Source organism: Georgenia sp. Z1344, from assembly GCF_057652375.1.
Window position 1 is genome coordinate 3,399,841 of the sequence record NZ_CM172728.1, and the last position, 15,053, is coordinate 3,414,893.

At 72.9% G+C, this 15,053-nt stretch carries 12 protein-coding genes; 2 read left to right on the top strand and 10 right to left on the bottom strand.

Going from position 1 to position 15,053, the window contains the following annotated elements; genetic code table 11:
- Positions 1–135 precede the first annotated feature (135 nt).
- The 6 genes from AC24FB_RS15365 to AC24FB_RS15390 form a co-directional block, all read right to left on the bottom strand.
- Positions 136–1,074 (bottom strand): shikimate dehydrogenase, encoded by a 939-nt coding sequence (locus tag AC24FB_RS15365; RefSeq protein ID WP_425714068.1) that lies wholly within the window; start codon positions 1,072–1,074, stop codon positions 136–138.
- Positions 1,071–2,237, bottom strand: coding sequence for an endolytic transglycosylase MltG (mltG, locus tag AC24FB_RS15370; RefSeq protein ID WP_425714069.1), 1,167 nt, complete (start codon positions 2,235–2,237; stop codon positions 1,071–1,073). The genes AC24FB_RS15365 and mltG overlap by 4 nt, the downstream gene beginning before the upstream one ends.
- Positions 2,234–2,830 (bottom strand): Holliday junction resolvase RuvX, encoded by a 597-nt coding sequence (gene ruvX, locus AC24FB_RS15375; RefSeq protein ID WP_425714070.1) that lies wholly within the window; start codon positions 2,828–2,830, stop codon positions 2,234–2,236. The genes mltG and ruvX overlap by 4 nt, the downstream gene beginning before the upstream one ends.
- On the bottom strand, positions 2,827–5,508 hold the full coding sequence (alaS, locus tag AC24FB_RS15380) for an alanine--tRNA ligase (RefSeq protein ID WP_425714071.1): 2,682 nt from the start codon (positions 5,506–5,508) through the stop codon (positions 2,827–2,829). Before alaS ends, ruvX begins: the two co-directional genes overlap by 4 nt.
- A 178-nt stretch (positions 5,509–5,686) precedes the next feature.
- Positions 5,687–6,310: a 30S ribosomal protein S4 gene (gene rpsD / locus AC24FB_RS15385; RefSeq protein ID WP_425714072.1), complete on the bottom strand. Its 624-nt coding sequence runs from the start codon at positions 6,308–6,310 to the stop codon at positions 5,687–5,689.
- A gap of 139 nt (positions 6,311–6,449) precedes the next feature.
- The gene (locus AC24FB_RS15390) at positions 6,450–7,811 is read right to left on the bottom strand and encodes a replication-associated recombination protein A (RefSeq protein WP_425714073.1); all 1,362 of its coding nucleotides are present in this window, start codon (positions 7,809–7,811) and stop codon (positions 6,450–6,452) included.
- Between the two features lie 188 nt (positions 7,812–7,999).
- Between AC24FB_RS15390 and AC24FB_RS15395 the strand changes: the two genes are divergently transcribed.
- Together AC24FB_RS15395 and AC24FB_RS15400 are read left to right on the top strand one after the other, a co-directional pair.
- Complete coding sequence (locus AC24FB_RS15395) at positions 8,000–10,309, top strand: MMPL family transporter (protein ID WP_425714074.1); 2,310 nt, start codon at positions 8,000–8,002, stop codon at positions 10,307–10,309.
- 1 nt (position 10,310) lies between these two features.
- Entirely contained in the window at positions 10,311–11,585 is a 1,275-nt protein-coding gene (locus AC24FB_RS15400; RefSeq protein WP_425714075.1) for an MFS transporter, read from the top strand.
- Between the two features lie 40 nt (positions 11,586–11,625).
- On the opposite strand, the gene AC24FB_RS15405 is transcribed toward AC24FB_RS15400, so the two are convergent.
- The 4 genes from AC24FB_RS15405 to AC24FB_RS15420 form a co-directional block, all read right to left on the bottom strand.
- Positions 11,626–12,423 carry an ABC transporter permease gene (locus AC24FB_RS15405; protein ID WP_425714076.1) on the bottom strand — a complete coding sequence of 266 codons (798 nt, stop codon included), beginning with the start codon at positions 12,421–12,423 and terminating at the stop codon, positions 11,626–11,628.
- Positions 12,420–13,292, bottom strand: a complete 873-nt coding sequence (locus tag AC24FB_RS15410; protein WP_425714077.1) for an ABC transporter permease — start codon at positions 13,290–13,292, stop codon at positions 12,420–12,422. The genes AC24FB_RS15405 and AC24FB_RS15410 overlap by 4 nt, the downstream gene beginning before the upstream one ends.
- Positions 13,285–14,208: an ABC transporter ATP-binding protein gene (locus tag AC24FB_RS15415; RefSeq protein ID WP_425714078.1), complete on the bottom strand. Its 924-nt coding sequence runs from the start codon at positions 14,206–14,208 to the stop codon at positions 13,285–13,287. The genes AC24FB_RS15410 and AC24FB_RS15415 overlap by 8 nt, the downstream gene beginning before the upstream one ends.
- Before the next feature lie 137 nt (positions 14,209–14,345).
- Entirely contained in the window at positions 14,346–14,966 is a 621-nt protein-coding gene (locus AC24FB_RS15420; protein WP_425714079.1) for an L-threonylcarbamoyladenylate synthase, read from the bottom strand.
- Positions 14,967–15,053 lie beyond the last annotated feature (87 nt).

The following is a 15,053-nucleotide window of genomic DNA, read 5'->3' on the forward strand; positions in this document are numbered from 1 at the left end:
ACCTCTGTCGACCCTGTCGTGCCGGTTCGCCGACGGCCGGACGACGGGAGCCGCACCCGGTCGTCCCGACCGACATCGTCCCCCGGCCACGGTGACCGAGGTCGACCCCAGGCGGGGTGCGCCGGGGCCTGGTTGTCAGACCGCGGGCGGCAGGACCGGCGGGGAGTCCGGGATCGCGACCCCCGTCGCACGCACCGCCAGCTGGTCGAGCAACGCCGACCGCATGACGGCGACGTCCGGCTGTCGCCCGGTCCACAGTCTGACCTGGTCGACGGCCTGGTGCAGGAGCATTCCCCAGCCCTCGGCGACGCGGCCGCCGGCGGCGGCCCAGGCGGCGGCGAGCGGGGTGGGCGTCGGGTCGTAGACGACGTCGAGGAGGACGGCGTCGGGACGAAGGTCGGGGACGAGCTCGGCGACCGGGTCGGCGACCCCTCGGGGCAGCGTCGACACGACGACGGCGGCGCCCGCGAGCGCGCGTCGGACCCCGTCCTCGTCGGTGAGCCGGACGTGCTGGGCCGCGAGCCCGGCACGGTGCGCCACCGGCAGCGCCGAGCCCGGGCCGCCGACGTTGCGGGCGAGCAGGGTGAGCTCGCGGGCCCCGATGCTGCCCAGGGCGGCCACCGCCGAGGACGCCGTGGCGCGGGCGCCGAGGATGACGACCGGGCCGTCCACCCGGGTGACCCCGGCGTCGGCCAGCGCCCCGGTGATCCCCGCGACGTCGGTGTTCGCGCCGACGATCAGGCCACCGGGCTGGACCACGAGGGTGTTGACGACGCCGAGGAGGCTCGCGACCGAGTCCTTGACGTCGACCGCCGCGGCGGCCGCGAGCTTGAGCGGCATCGTCACCGAGAGCCCGGCCCAGGTCTCGTCGAGCCCGCCCATGACCGCGGGCAGCTGGTCGACCGTGACGTCCTGGACCCCGTAGGCCCAGTCGGTCAGCCCGAGGCTCCGGTACGCGGCCCGGTGGAGCGTGGGCGAGAGCGAGTGCGCCACCGGGGACCCGACGACCGCGGCCCGGTGCCGCACGCCGGCCGCGTGCACGTCCTGGCCGACGAGGACCTCCCCCGCGGTCACGACGACGGGTTCTCTGCCTGCCACTCGCGCAGCAGCTGGACGTTCTCGTTCTGCTCCTCGAGCGTCTCGGCGAACAGGGTCTCCCCCGTGTCGAGGTTGATCGTGACGAAGTAGAGCCAGTCGCCCGGGGCAGGGTTGAGGACGGCGTCGATCGCCGTCTCGCCCGGCGAGCCGATCGGGGTCGGCGGCAGACCCGGGTGGACGTAGGTGTTGTACCGGTTGTCCGGGTTCTCCGTCTCGTCCCTCGTGGGGATGCCGCCCGAGCGGCCGAGCCCGTAGAGCACGGTGGAGTCCATCCCGAGCATCCCGTGGGTCTCGGTCGTGTCGTCGAGCCGGTTCTGGATGACCGTGGCCACCTGCGGCATGTACTCGTCGATGTTGACCTCGCGCTCGACGATCGACGCCCGCGTGAGCACGGACTGCCACTCGTCCTCCGGTACGCCGAGCTCCTCGAGCCGGGCGACCTGGTAGGAGACCATCTCGGCGAGGACGTCCTCCGCGGTCGCGTCCGGCTCGAACGCGTAGGTCGCGGGGCCGAACCAGCCCTCGACCTCGCCCTCGGCGACCTCGGGCAGGCCGATCGCGGCCGGGTCCTCGAGAGCGGACGCGACCTCCTCGACCTCGACCTCGAGGTTGGCGGCGATGCGCTCCATCACCTGGGTGCGCGTGAACCCCTCGGGGATCGTCATGGTGATCTCGTTGCGGCTGGCCGGGTCGAGCAGCGCGGCCACGGCGTCCTCCGCGCGCATCTCCTCCATCAGCGTGTAGGTGCCGGGCTGGATGCCGGCCGCCGTCGGGTCGTTCGCGTAGGCGTCGGTGAACGCCCGCTCGGATGCCACGACGCCGGCCTCGACGAGCGTGCTGGCGATCTCGGATCCGGAGGCGCCGATCGGGATCGTCACGTCGGTCTCGCCGCTCCCGGGCCCCGGGTAGTCCTCGGCGCTGGTGTCGGGGCGGAAGCCGAGCGTCTCGCGCACCTGGGGAAGGGCGAACCACGCGACGGCGGCGAGCAGGCCCAGCGTGAGGACGACGACGATCCCGGTCCGGGTGCGGCGGTTCCGGCGTCGCCGCCGGGCCTCCTCCTGGGCGCGGACCGCGCGCCGCGAGGTGCGGGGCTCCTCGGGCTCCGGGGCGTCGGCCACCTCGTCGAACAGGTCGCTCATGCGGGGGTCTCCTTGGGCGCTCGGGGGGTGACCGGGCGCCCGGGGGGACGACCGGTCGCGCGCTCGACGTCGAGTGCGGACTCGAGGATGAGCACCGCCGCGACCTGGTCGACGACCTCGCGGTGGCGCCGCCCGGGGCGGCCGCTCGCGTGCATCGCGCGGTGCGCCGAGGTGCTGGTCAGGCGCTCGTCGACGAGGCGGACCGCCACGCCGTCGGTCGCGGCGCCGGTCGATGACGTGGTAGCGGTCGGCGTTCCGTCCGCGGTACCGGTTCCGGTTGCGGTTGCGGTTCCGGTTCCGGTTCCGGTTCCGGTTCCGGCCACGATGATCCCGGCGAGCGTGGCGGCGTAGTCGGTCGCCGCGCGCGCCGAGGCACGGACCTTGCCGTCGAGGCTGCGCGGCAGGCCGACGACGACCTCGATGGCGCCGGTCTCGGCCACGAGGCGCGCGATCTCGCGCTGGTCGGCGCCGCCGGCGTCCCGGGCGAGCGTCGCCACGGGGCTGGCGAGCACGCCGTCGGGGTCGCACCGGGAGACGCCGACGCGGACGGTGCCCACGTCGACGCCGATCCGGACGCCGCGGCGCAGGGTCATGCGCCCGCCACGGCCGTGCGGACCGCCGCGAGCGCGGCCGGGACCGCCGAGGCGTCCGTCCCGCCGCCCTGTGCGACGTCGTCCTTGCCTCCGCCACCGCCGCCGAGCTCGCCGGACGCGGTCCGGACGAGCTGCCCGGCACGGGCGCCGGCCTCGCGCGCGGCCGCGTTGGTGGCGACGACGACGAGGGGCCGGTCGTTCGCGGTGCCGACGAGCGCGACGACGAGCGGGCGCGACTCGCCGGCCCGGCCGCGGACGTCGAGGGCGAGCGTGCGCAGGTCGTCGGCGCCGGAGACGGCACCGAGGTCCGCGGAGACGAGGGTGACGCCCCCGAGATCCTCGCCCGCGTCGAGCAGGTCGCCGCCCCGGCGCAGGAGCTCGGCCTGCTGCAGGCTCGCCAGCTGCTTCTCGGCGCCCTTGAGCTTCGTCATGAGCGAGCCGATGCGGTCGACGAGCTCGTCCGGGCGGGACCCGACGAGCTGGCCGAGCTGGGAGACGATCGCCTTCTCGCGTGCCTGGTTCTGGTAGGCGCCGGCGCCGACGAGTGCGTCGACGCGACGCACGCCCGAGCCGATCGACGACTCCCCCAGCACGGTGACGAGGCCGAGGTTGCCGGTGCGATCCACGTGGGTGCCGGCGCACAGCTCCTTCGACCAGTCGCCGCCGATCGAGACCACGCGGACGCGGTCCCCGTACTTCTCGCCGAACAGGGCGATCGCTCCCGCGGCGCGGGCGTCGTCGAGGCTCATCGTCTCGTCGGTGACGTCGAGGTCCTCGGTGAGGCGCTCGTTGACGCGGCCCTCGATGTCCCCGAGGACACCGGCGTCGACCGCCGCACCGTGGCGGAAGTCGAACCGCACGCGTGAGGGCGAGTTCTCGGACCCGGCCTGGGTCGCCTGCTCACCGAGGTGCTCGTGCAGCGACTTGTGGATCATGTGGGTCGCCGTGTGGGCGCGGGCGATGTGGCGGCGCCGCTCGGTGTCGATCGCCGCGTGCACGCCCTCGTCGAGGGTCACGGTGCCCTCGGTGAGCGTGCCGCGGTGGACGGACAGGCCCTTGACGGGCTGCTGGACGTCAGCGACGTCGATCACCCCGCCGCCGACGAGGCGGATCTCGCCCTGGTCGGCGAGCTGGCCGCCCTGCTCCGCCCAGAAGGGGGTGCGGTCGAGGACGAGCTCGACGTCGGCGGGGGCGTTCGCCGTCGGGGCCGGGATCCCGTCGACGAGCAGGCCGACGACCCGGCCCTCCGCCTCGGCGTCGTGGTACCCGAGGAAGTCCACCGGACCGCCGAGGCGGCTGAGGATCTCGTTGTAGACGCTCGTGTCGACGTGGCCCGACTTCTTCGCCATCGCGTCGGCGCGCGCGCGCTGGCGCTGCTCGCCCATGAGCGTGCGGAAGCCCTCCTCGTCGACGGACACGCCCTGCTCGGCGGCCATCTCGAGGGTGAGGTCGATGGGGAACCCGTACGTGTCGTGCAGCGCGAAGGCGTCGGCCCCGGACAGGCGGGCGGCGGTCGGGCCGCCCTGCTCCTTGGCCTTCGTCACCGCGGTGTCGAGGATCGTCGTCCCCGCGGTCAGGGTGCGCAGGAACGCGTCCTCCTCGCCGTAGGCGATGTCGGAGATCCGCGCGAAGTCCGTCCCCAGCTCGGGGTACGTCTCCGCCATCGCGTCGCGGGAGACGGGGAGGAGCTCGGGCAGCACGGCCTCCTCGACGCCCAGCAGGCGCACCGAGCGCACGGCACGGCGGATGAGGCGGCGCAGGACGTAGCCGCGGCCGTCGTTGCCCGGGCGGACGCCGTCGCCGATGAGCATGAGGGAGGAGCGGACGTGGTCGGCGACGAGACGCAGCCGCACGTCGTCCTCGGCGTCGGCGCCGTAGCGTCGTCCCGTCAGCTCCTCGGTGCGAGCGATGACCGGGTGGACCTGGTCGGTCTCGTAGATGTTGTCCTTGCCCTGGAGCAGGTAGGCCATGCGCTCGAGGCCGGCGCCGGTGTCGATCGACTTGCTCTCGAGCTCGCCGAGCAGCGGGTAGTCCTTGCCCTGGCCGGGCCCCCGGAGGAACTGGTCGAAGACGAGGTTCCAGATCTCGAGGTAGCGGTCGCCGCCGGGGTCGACCGTGCCGCCCTCGGCCTCGGGCCCGAACTCCGGGCCCCTGTCGTAGTGCCACTCGCCGCACGGGCCCGCGGGGCCGGGCTGGCCCGTGTCCCAGAAGTTCTCCTCGCGCGGAAGACGCACGATGTGGGCGGGGTCGAGGCCGATCTCGCGGACGAGGTGGTCGTAGGACTCGGAGTCCTCGTCCCACAGCGTGATCCACATGCGGTCGCCGTCGAGGCCGAGGCCGCGCTCGGCGTCGGTGATGAACTCCCACGACAGGTCGATCGCGCCCTGCTTGAAGTAGTCGCCGAAGCTGAAGTTGCCGCACATCTGGAAGAACGTGCCGTGCCGCGTGGTGCGGCCGACGTTCTCGATGTCGTTGGTGCGGATGCACTTCTGCACCGAGGCCATGCGCGGGTGGGGTGCCTTCTCCGTGCCGATGATGTACGGGATGAAGGGCACCATCCCGGCGATCGTGAACAGCAGCGAGGGGTCGGGCGACACGAGCGACGCCGACGGGACGACCTCGTGGCCGTGCCGGGCGAAGTGCTCGTTCCACCGGCGGTGGATCTCGGCGGTACGCATCTGGCCTCCGGAGTGGGGGGTGTGGGTCCGTCGGGGGCGATGGGGCCCGGACGGACTCGGGGCAGGGTATCGCGACGAGACGCGAACGTTACCTATCGGCGTTCCGGCTGATCCTGCGGCCGGCTGAGACACCGGCGCCCCGGTCACGAGGGTGACCGGGGCGCACGGTGGGGGTGGATCAGCGCGAGTAGTACTCGACGACGAGCTGCACGTCGCAGGTCACGGGGACCTCGGGACGGGCCGGGCGCCGCGTGAGCTCGGCGCGCAGCTTCTCGAGCTGGACGTCGAGGTACGGCGGGAGCTCCGGGAGGACGTCGCGGTGCCCGCCGGCGGCGGCGACCTGGAACGGCGTCGTCGTCTGCGAGCGCGGCTTGACCTGGATGACCGAGCCGGGCTGCACGCGGAACGAGGGGCGGTCGACGATCTTGCCGTCGACGAGGATGTGGCGGTGGACGACCGCCTGGCGGGCCTGCGCGGTGGTGCGGGCGAAGCCCGAGCGCAGCACGAGGGCGTCGAGACGCATCTCGAGCAGCTCGACGAGCGACTCACCGGTCATGCCCGGCTCGCGGCGCGCCTCCTCGAAGACGCGGGCCATCTGGGCCTCGCGGATACCGTACTGGGCGCGCAGGCGCTGCTTCTCCTTCAGACGGACGGAGTAGTCCGAGTCCTGGCGGCGACGGGCGCGGCCGTGCTCACCGGGGCCGTAGGGGCGCTTGTCGAAGTACTTCTGCGCCTTGGGGGTCAGGGCGATGCCGAGTGCGCGGGAGAGGCGCACCTGACGGCGGGTACGGCTGGGGGCCATGCGTGTTCCTTACTCGTGTCACGACCGATCGGCGCTGCGCCGTCGGCGTGGGGTCGACTCTGGCCGGCTGCGAGCCGGCGGTGGCCAGGACCCCGGGAGCGCCTGCGCCGAAGGGGCGCAGGACAACCAGGGCAGGATATCAGCGGTCCCCGCGCTGGATCGAGCGCACGGCAGCCAGGCGGGCTGTGATCTCCCGCTCGTGGCCGTGGGTCGTCGGCCGGTAGTAGGTGGTGCCCGCCAGATCGTCGGGCAGGTAGTCCTGCCGGAGCACGCCGCGCGGGTCGTCGTGCGGGTACCGGTAGCCGGCGCCGTGACCGAGCGCCTCGGCCCCGGCGTAGTGGGCGTCGCGCAGGTGCTGCGGCACCTGGCCGGAGCGGCCCTTGCGCACGTCGGCCAGCGCCTCGTCGATGCCGACGATCGCGGCGTTGGACTTCGGCGCCGAGGCGATGTGGATGACCGCCTGCGCGAGCGGGATCCGCGCCTCGGGCATCCCGATGAGCTGGACGGCCTGCGCCGCCGCCACGGCCGTGGGCAGCGCGGTCGGGTCCGCCATCCCGACGTCCTCGGAGGCGTGCACGATGAGGCGACGCGCGATGAACCGGGCGTCCTCCCCCGCCGCGATCATCCGGGCGAGGTAGTGCAGCGCGGCGTCGACGTCGGACCCGCGCATCGACTTGATGAACGCGGAGATGACGTCGTAGTGCTGGTCGCCGTCGCGGTCGTAGACCACGGCCGCCACGTCGACGGCGGCCTCGACGTGGGCGGTGGTGATCTGCTCGTCCCCCGCGTCCTCCGCGGCGGCGGCCGCGGCCTCGAGGACCGTGAGGGCCTTGCGGGCGTCCGGCCCGGCGAGTCGCACGAGCACGGCTGCCGCGTCGTCGTCGAGGGTGAGGGAGCCGTCGAGCCCGCGCTCGTCGGCGAGGGCTCGACGCACGACCTCGGCGACGTCGTCGGGCCCCAGCGGGTGCAGGGTGAGCAGGAGGGAGCGCGACAGGAGCGGGGCCTGGACGGAGAAGCTCGGGTTCTCCGTGGTGGCGGCGACGAGCGTGATCCACCGGTTCTCCACCGCCGGGAGCAGTGCGTCCTGCTGGGTGGAGGTGAAGCGGTGCACCTCGTCGACGAACAGGACGGTCTCGCGGCCCGAGGTCACGAGGTCGCGGCGGGCGGACTCGACGACGGCGCGCACGTCCTTGACGCCGGCCGTGACGGCGGACAGCTCGACGAACCGTCGGCCGGACGCGCGGGCGACGAGGTAGGCGATCGTCGTCTTCCCGGTGCCGGGCGGGCCCCAGAGCACGACCGACGCCGGGGACGTGCGTCGCGCGCCGGCGGCGTCGGCGGGCTCGAGCAGGCGGCGCAGGGGCTGCCCGGGGGCCAGGAGGTGCTCCTGCCCGAGGACCTCGTCCGCGCTCGCGGGTCGCATCCGCACGGCGAGCGGGGCGCCGGCCGACGCGGCGGGCGTGCCGTCGTCGGAGGTCGAGGCGGAGGTGAACAGGTCCACCGCCCCAGCCTACGGAGCCGCCCCGACACCCGGTGCTCGTCGAGATTGCGGTTGGTGGGCGCCCGCACCCTCCCAACCGCAATCTCGACAACGACGAACCGCAATCTCGACGAACAAGCGGACGCGACGGCTCAGCCGCACTCTCGGCCAGTGAATTGCGGCGGACGGTCGGGCTGCGCGGTGGGACCATGTCCCACGTGTTCCGCGCACTCGGCCGACTGGTCACCTCGTTCCCCCGCACCGTCGTCGCCGTGTGGGCGGTCGTCGTCCTCGTCACCGGCGCCTGGGCGCTGACGGGGCTCGGCGGCCAGGGGCTGTTCGACCGGATGGCCGCGGGCGACGAGCCGATCATCGAGGGCTCGGAGTCGACGATCGCGAGCCGGGCCCTCGACGAGTCCTCCACGGCCGCCGACTCCGTGACGATGGTGGTCACCGGCATCGACGTGGCCGACCCGGAGGTCCAGGCCGCCGTCGTGGAGACCCTCGGCCCGCTCACCTCCGAGCTCGGCGAGATCGACGGCGTCGCGCAGGCCGTCTCCCCCGCCGCGTTCCCCGGCGGCGTCACCGACGAGCAGGCCGCGCCGTTCGTCTCCGCCGCCGGCGACGGGGTCGCGGTCTCCGCCACGATCGACGCCGCCGCGGACCTCGAGGCGACTCACTCCGAGGTCGTCGAGGCGATGGAGGCCACCGACCTCGCTCCCCTCGGAGACGACGCCGAGGCCCACCTCACCTCCGGCGAGCTCGTCGTCGACGCGATCAACGCCCAGATCCAGACCGACCTCGTCAAGGGCGAGGCCATCGGGCTGCCGATCGCGCTGCTCATCATGGTCCTCGTCTTCGGCGGCTTCCTCGCCGCGGCGCTGCCCGTCATCGGCGCGCTGGCCTCGATCGTCACCGGCATGGGCGTCCTGCTCGCGCTCACGTGGACGATGGACATCCAGTCGTTCGTCCTCAACGTCGTCACCGTCCTCGGCCTCGGCCTCTCGATCGACTACGGACTCCTCGTCGTCTCCCGGTTCCGCGAGGAGGTCGCACGGATCACGCACGACGACGAACAGCCCGGCGCCGCCCATGTCGAGACGCCCGACACCCGCGGCACGCACGACGACGACACCCGCCCCGGCTCCCCCCTGGTCCGCCGCGACCCGCGACTGCTCGCCGCGGTGAGGACCACCGTCGAGACCGCCGGCCGCACCGTGTTCTTCTCGGCGGTCACCGTGGCGATCTCCGTGGCCGGCCTGCTCCTCATGCGGCCGGACATCCTCACGACGATCTCGGCGGGCGCCGTCGCCGTCGTGCTCCTCGCCGTCGTCGCTGCAGTCACGCTCGTCCCGGCGATCCTCGTGCTCGTCGGTCACGTCCTTGCCCGCGGCTCCGCGCTCGCCCGCGTCCCTGGCCTGCGGGTCCTCGTCCGGGCCTTCGGCGACACGGGCTCCGACGACGGCGCCTTCGCCCGCCTCGCCCGGTTCGTCCACCGCCACCCGTGGGCGATCCTCGTCGGCGTCGTCGCGCTGCTCGCGGCCGCTGTCGTCCCGCTCGGCAGCATGACGCTGCGCGCGTCGACGATCGAGATGGTTCCCGCGGACACGAGCACCGGGCAGGCCGTGCGCACGGTCGCCGAGGACTACCCCGCGCTCGGGTTCGCCGACGTCTACACGATCGCCGACGCCTCCCCCGAGGAGCTCGGCGACTGGAGCGACCAGGTCGGCGCGATCGACGGTGTCGAGGCCGTCGGAACCCCGAGCCCGCTCGAGGACGGTCGCTCGCTCGTCACCACGCAGCTGACCACCGACGACCCCGGGGACGCCACCGGCGTGGCCGTCACCGAGGAGATCCGTGCCCTCGACCCCGGCTTCGAGACGTTCACCGGTGGTACCGCCGGCGCCCAGATCGACTTCACCGACGCCCTGATCGACGGGCTCCCGCTGACGGCGGGCGTCGTCGTCGTGGCCGTGTTCGTCCTGCTCTTCCTCATGACCGGGTCGCTCCTCATCCCGCTCAAGGCGCTGCTCATCAACCTGCTGTCGATCGCGGCGTCGCTCGGGCTGACGAGCTGGCTGTTCACCAGCGAGACCGGGTCGAGCCTCATCGGCCTGGGCGAGCCGCACGCGGGGCTGGAGACCTACGTGGTGGCGATCATCGTCGCGTTCGGGTTCGGCCTCGCGATGGACTACGAGGTCTTCCTTCTTGCGCGGATCAAGGAGTACTGGGACTCGACCGGGGACAACGACCTCGCCGTCGAGCGGGGGCTGCAGCGCTCGGGCCGGATCATCACCTCGGCGGCGGCGATCATCATCGCCGTGTTCCTCGGCTTCGCCCTCGGGGAGATCGACGCGATCCAGCAGGTCGGCCTCGGGCTCGCGCTCACGGTCCTCATCGACGCGACCCTCGTGCGCATGCTGCTCGTGCCCGCCACGATGACGCTGCTGGGCCGCTGGAACTGGTGGGCGCCCGCGCCGCTGCGCCGCCTGTACTCCCGCTTCTCGATCGAGCACTGAGGTGCGGCTCCTCGTCGACCTCACCCCGCTGCGCGAGTCGGTCCCCTACCGGCACCTGTGGATCGGCCAGCTCGCGTCCGCCGTCGGCGCCCAGCTCGCCACGACCGCGATCGCGCTCCAGCTCTACGCGCAGACCGGGTCCTCGATGTCGGTCGGGCTCGTCGGGCTGTTCGCGCTCGTGCCCATCGTCGTCGTCGGCCTGTACGGGGGAGCCGTCGTCGACGTGTTCGACCGCCGGAAGGTCGCGCTCGCCGGTGGCGTGCTCCTGTGGGTCACCGGCGCGCTCAACGTCACGCAGGCGGCGCTCGGCAACACGCACCCGTGGGTGCTCTACGCGCTCGTCGCGCTGCACTCGACCGGGTTCGCGATCGTCTCCCCCGCGCGCTCGTCCATCTACCCGCGCCTCCTGCCGCCCGAGCAGCTGCCCGCGGCCAACGCGCTCAACGCGATCGTCATGTCCGGGTCGATGTTCGTCGGCCCCCTGCTCGCCGGGTTCATGGTCGAGCACGTCGGGTACACGGCGACCTACCTCGGGGACGCCCTGCTGTACACGGTGGCGATGTGGGGGATGTGGACGCTGCCGCCCGTGCCGCCGCAGGGGTCGGTCGCCGGGGTCCGCGCCCGGATGCCGGGGCTGCGGTCCGTCGCCGACGGCGTGCGGTTCCTCGCCACGGCCCCCAACATCCGGATGACGTTCCTCACCGACTTCTGCGCCATGGTGCTCGCCAACCCGCGGGCGCTCCTGCCGGCGGTCGCCATCGTCTGGCTCGGCGGCACCGAGGGGACCACCGGCGTCCTCTCGGCCGCGATCGCCGCGGGGGCGCTGCTCGCCCTCACCTTCTCCGGGCCCGTGGGACGCGTGCGCCGCCAGGGTGTGGGGACGGTGGCGGCGGTCGGCGCGTACGGCGTCGCGGTCGGGCTCGCCGGGGTCGCCGTGCTGGTCGGCGGGCAGCTCGGCACCACGTGGGCCCTCGTGCTCGTGTGCGCGGCGCTCGCGCTGTCCGGCTCGGCGGACTCGATGGCGATGGTCTTCCGCACGACGATCCTCCAGGTGGCCACCCCCGACCACCTGCGCGGGCGGCTCCAGGGGATCTTCATCGTGGTCGTGGCCGGCGGGCCCAGGCTCGGCGAGTTCCTCCTCGGCTCGCTCGCCACGGTGACCGGCGAGGGCTGGGCGCTCGTCGGCGCGGGGGTGGCGTGCGTCGTGGCGCTCACCGTGCTCGTGTCGGTCCAGCGCCGTTTCCTCGACTACGACGCCGCGGACCCGCGGCCCTGACGACGGTGCCTGCCGCGTCGAGCAGGACCTGCGGAGGCCGTCAGCGCAGGAACAGCTTCCGCAGCCGCACGGTGGTCAGCCACAGCCCCGCGGCCACCATCGCCACGTAGTACCCGAGGTGCCCGAGCGTGGCCAGGTCGACGTGCCCGACGCTCAGGTGCCGCATGAGCTCGACCCCGTGCCAGAGCGGGAGCGCCTGGACGAACCACTGCACGGCCTCGGGGTAGACGTCGATCGGGTAGAGCGTGGCCGAGAGCAGGAACATCGGCAGCATGACGAACCCGATGACGTCCATCTGCTGGAAGCTCGTCATGAAGCTCGTGATCCCCATGCCGACGGCGGCGAAGCCGAACGCCACGAGGACGGCCGCCGGGACCATGAGCAGGGCCCACCAGCTGGTGACCAGGCCCATCATCGCCATGACGCCGAGGAAGCCGCTCGCGTAGAGGAACCCGCGGAACAGGGCCATGAGGATCTCGCCGAGGGCCACGTCGAGCGGGCCGAGGCTCGTCTGCAGCATCGCCTGGTAGAGCTTGGCGAAGCGGAGCTTGAAGAAGACGTTGAAGGTCGAGTCGTAGATCGCGCCGTTCATCGCCGAGGTCGCGAGCAGCGCCGGCGCGATGTAGGCGGCGTACTCGACCGTCCGCCCGCCGGGGCCGCTCACCTCCCCGACGAGCCCGCCCATGCCGATGCCCATGGCCAGCAGGTAGAGCACCGGCTCGAAGAACCCCGAGACGACGATGATCCAGTTCTGCGCAAGGACCACCTTGAAGCCGCGCTCGAGGACCGCACCCACGTTGCCGGCCCACAGGGACCGCACCACCGACCGCGCGCTCACGAGCTCAGCCGCCTCGTGTAGGACCGCCGCGACCAGAGCAGCCCGGCCACGGTGCACGCGAGGAGGAACACCACGTGCACGACGACGAGCCACGGCGCGACGTCCGCCCCGTAGGAGGCCACGCGGGCGAGCTGGCTCCCGTGCCACACCGGGGAGATCCAGCCGATCCACTGGAGGTAGACCGGCATGACCGTGAGCGGGAAGAACGTCCCCGCGAAGAGGAACATCGGCATGACGACGAACCGCTGGATCGCGGAGAACTGGAAGCCCTCGTCCTCGAGCGTCGAGGCGTAGGCCTGGACGGGGGCACCGAACGCGGCCGCCGCGAGCACACCGATAGGGACGGTGAGCACCGAGGCGGGGGACGTGGTCGCGCCGAACGCGAGCATGATGAGCCAGAAGACGACGCACTGGGCGGCGAAGCGCAGCATGACCCCGAGGAAGTGGCCGTGCGCGATCTGACCGGGGCTCAGCGCGGTGGCCGCGGGCGCGTAGTAGAGCCGCTGCCACTTGAACCCGCCCATCACCGGGTAGGTCATCTCGCCGGTGACCGACATGACGACCGTGGAGACGAGGATCGCGGGCGCGACGAAGGTGAGGTAGTCGACCCCGTCGACGGTGCCGGCCCCCTGGCTGACGAGCATGCCGAGCCCGATGCCCATGGCGACCATGTAGAGCAGCGGCTGCCCCACGGCGTACATCAACGCCGAGATCGCGTAGGAGCGGAAGCCGCGGAACCAGGCCTCGACCTCGTACCACCAGCCCCACCGCCGGGCCCTCGCCGCCATCGCGAGGTGCCGCTCGGTCGCTCCCGCGGAGGTGGGGGCAGCGGAGGTGTCGAAGGTGGGGCTGCTCTCCCGCTCAGTCAACGAGGCTCCTGCCGGTGAGCCGGAGGAAGACGTCCTCCAGCGACGAGCGGCGCACGAGCGACGTGAGCGGGGTGAGGCCGCGGCGGGCGACCTCCTCGAGCAGGGACTCGCCGTCGTCCGCGTAGAGCAGCACGCGATCCGGGAGGACCTCGGTGCGGTCGGCGACGTCGGCGAGGGTGTCGACCACGGCGGCGTTGCGGTCGGCGCCGAACCGCAGCTCGACGACCTCGCGGGTGGAGTAGCGCCGGATGAGGTCGCGCGGCGAGCCCTCGGCCATGATCCGACCGTGGTCGACGACGACGAGCCGGTCGCACAGCTGCTCGGCCTCGTCCATGAAGTGGGTCGTCACCACGAGGGTCGTCCCGCCCTCCTTGAGCCGGAAGAGGCGGTCCCACAGGATGTGCCGCGCCTGCGGGTCGAGGCCGGTGGTGGGCTCGTCGAGCAGGAGGATCCGCGGGTCGTTGACGAGGCCCCGCGCGATGGTCAGGCGCCGCTTCATGCCGCCGGACAGGGACTGGACCTTGGCGGTCGCCTTGTCGGTGAGCTGGGCGAACTCGAGCAGCTCGTCGGCCCTGGCCGTCAGCTCGCGGCGGGACATGCCGAAGTACCGGCCGTACATGACGAGGTTCTCCTTGACGCGGAGCTCCTCGTCGAGGTTGTCCTGCTGCGGGATCACGCCGAGGTGCGCGCGGACCTCGGGGCCCTGCGCCGCGGGGTCCATGCCGAGCACGCTCAGCTCGCCGCCCGTGCGGTCGAGGGTGCCGCCGATCATGCGCATCGTCGTCGATTTGCCGGCGCCGTTGGGGCCGAGGAGTCCGAAGCTCTCCCCCGGCGCCACCTCGAGGTCGATGTCGTCGACGGCGACGAAGTCCCCGTACGTCTTGCGCAGCCTCGAGGCGTGGATGGCGGGTGGCACGCGGAGGATCGTAGGCCAGGCCGGCGCCGCCTGCCTCGGGATTTCGGGGCGGGCGGCACGGCCGACCGGTGGCCGGTTACGGGCTCACTCGAAACGGCCGACGCCGCCCGGCGGCGACCCGGCTCACTCGTCCATGCTCACTCGAACCGGCTGACGTCCCCCGCGCCGACCCGCGCGACCCGCACGTCACCCTCGCTGAGGTCGAGGACGGTGGTCGGCTCGGTCGAGGTGACGTCGGAGTCGACGATCGCGTCGAGCGCGTGGCCGATCTCCTCGGCGACGACCCACCCCTCGGACATCGGCTCCTCGGCCTCCGGCAGGATGAGGGTGGAGGACAGGATCGGCTCACCCAGCTCGCGGACCAGGGCGAGCGCGACCGGGTGCTCGGGGATGCGCACGCCGACGGTCAGCTTCTTCGGGTGCACCATCATCCGCGGCACCTCCTTGGTGGCGGTGAGGATGAACGTGTACGGCCCGGGCGTGAGCGACTTGATGAGCCGGAAGTCGGAGTTGTCGACGATGACGACCGACCCGAGCTGCGCGAAGTCGTGGCACACGAGGGTGAAGTGATGCTTCTTGTCGAGGCGCCGGATCTGGGTGATCCGCTCGATCGCCTCCTTGTTGCCGGGCGTCGCGCCGAGCGCGTACCCGGAGTCCGTGGGGTAGGCGACCAGGCCGCCCTGGCGCAGGACGTCGACGATCTGCGCGATCTTGCGGGGCTCCGGGTCCTTCGGGTGGATGTCGAGGTGGCGTACCATCGCCCCATCGTGCCACCGGAGCCCCGGCGGCGTCGCCTGTCGTCGACCGACCCAGCGTCGGCACCACAGGCCTGGAATGTGGGACTC

Coding starts and splice junctions, on each gene's coding strand:
- mltG (WP_425714069.1), bottom strand. CDS start 2,237: ATGAGCGACCTGTTCGACGAGGTGGCCGACGCCCCGGAGCCCGAGGAG.
- ruvX (WP_425714070.1), bottom strand. CDS start 2,830: ATGACCCTGCGCCGCGGCGTCCGGATCGGCGTCGACGTGGGCACCGTC.
- alaS (WP_425714071.1), bottom strand. CDS start 5,508: ATGCGTACCGCCGAGATCCACCGCCGGTGGAACGAGCACTTCGCCCGG.
- rpsD (WP_425714072.1), bottom strand. CDS start 6,310: ATGGCCCCCAGCCGTACCCGCCGTCAGGTGCGCCTCTCCCGCGCACTC.
- AC24FB_RS15395 (WP_425714074.1), top strand. CDS start 8,000: ATGTCCCACGTGTTCCGCGCACTCGGCCGACTGGTCACCTCGTTCCCC.
- AC24FB_RS15420 (WP_425714079.1), bottom strand. CDS start 14,966: ATGGTACGCCACCTCGACATCCACCCGAAGGACCCGGAGCCCCGCAAG.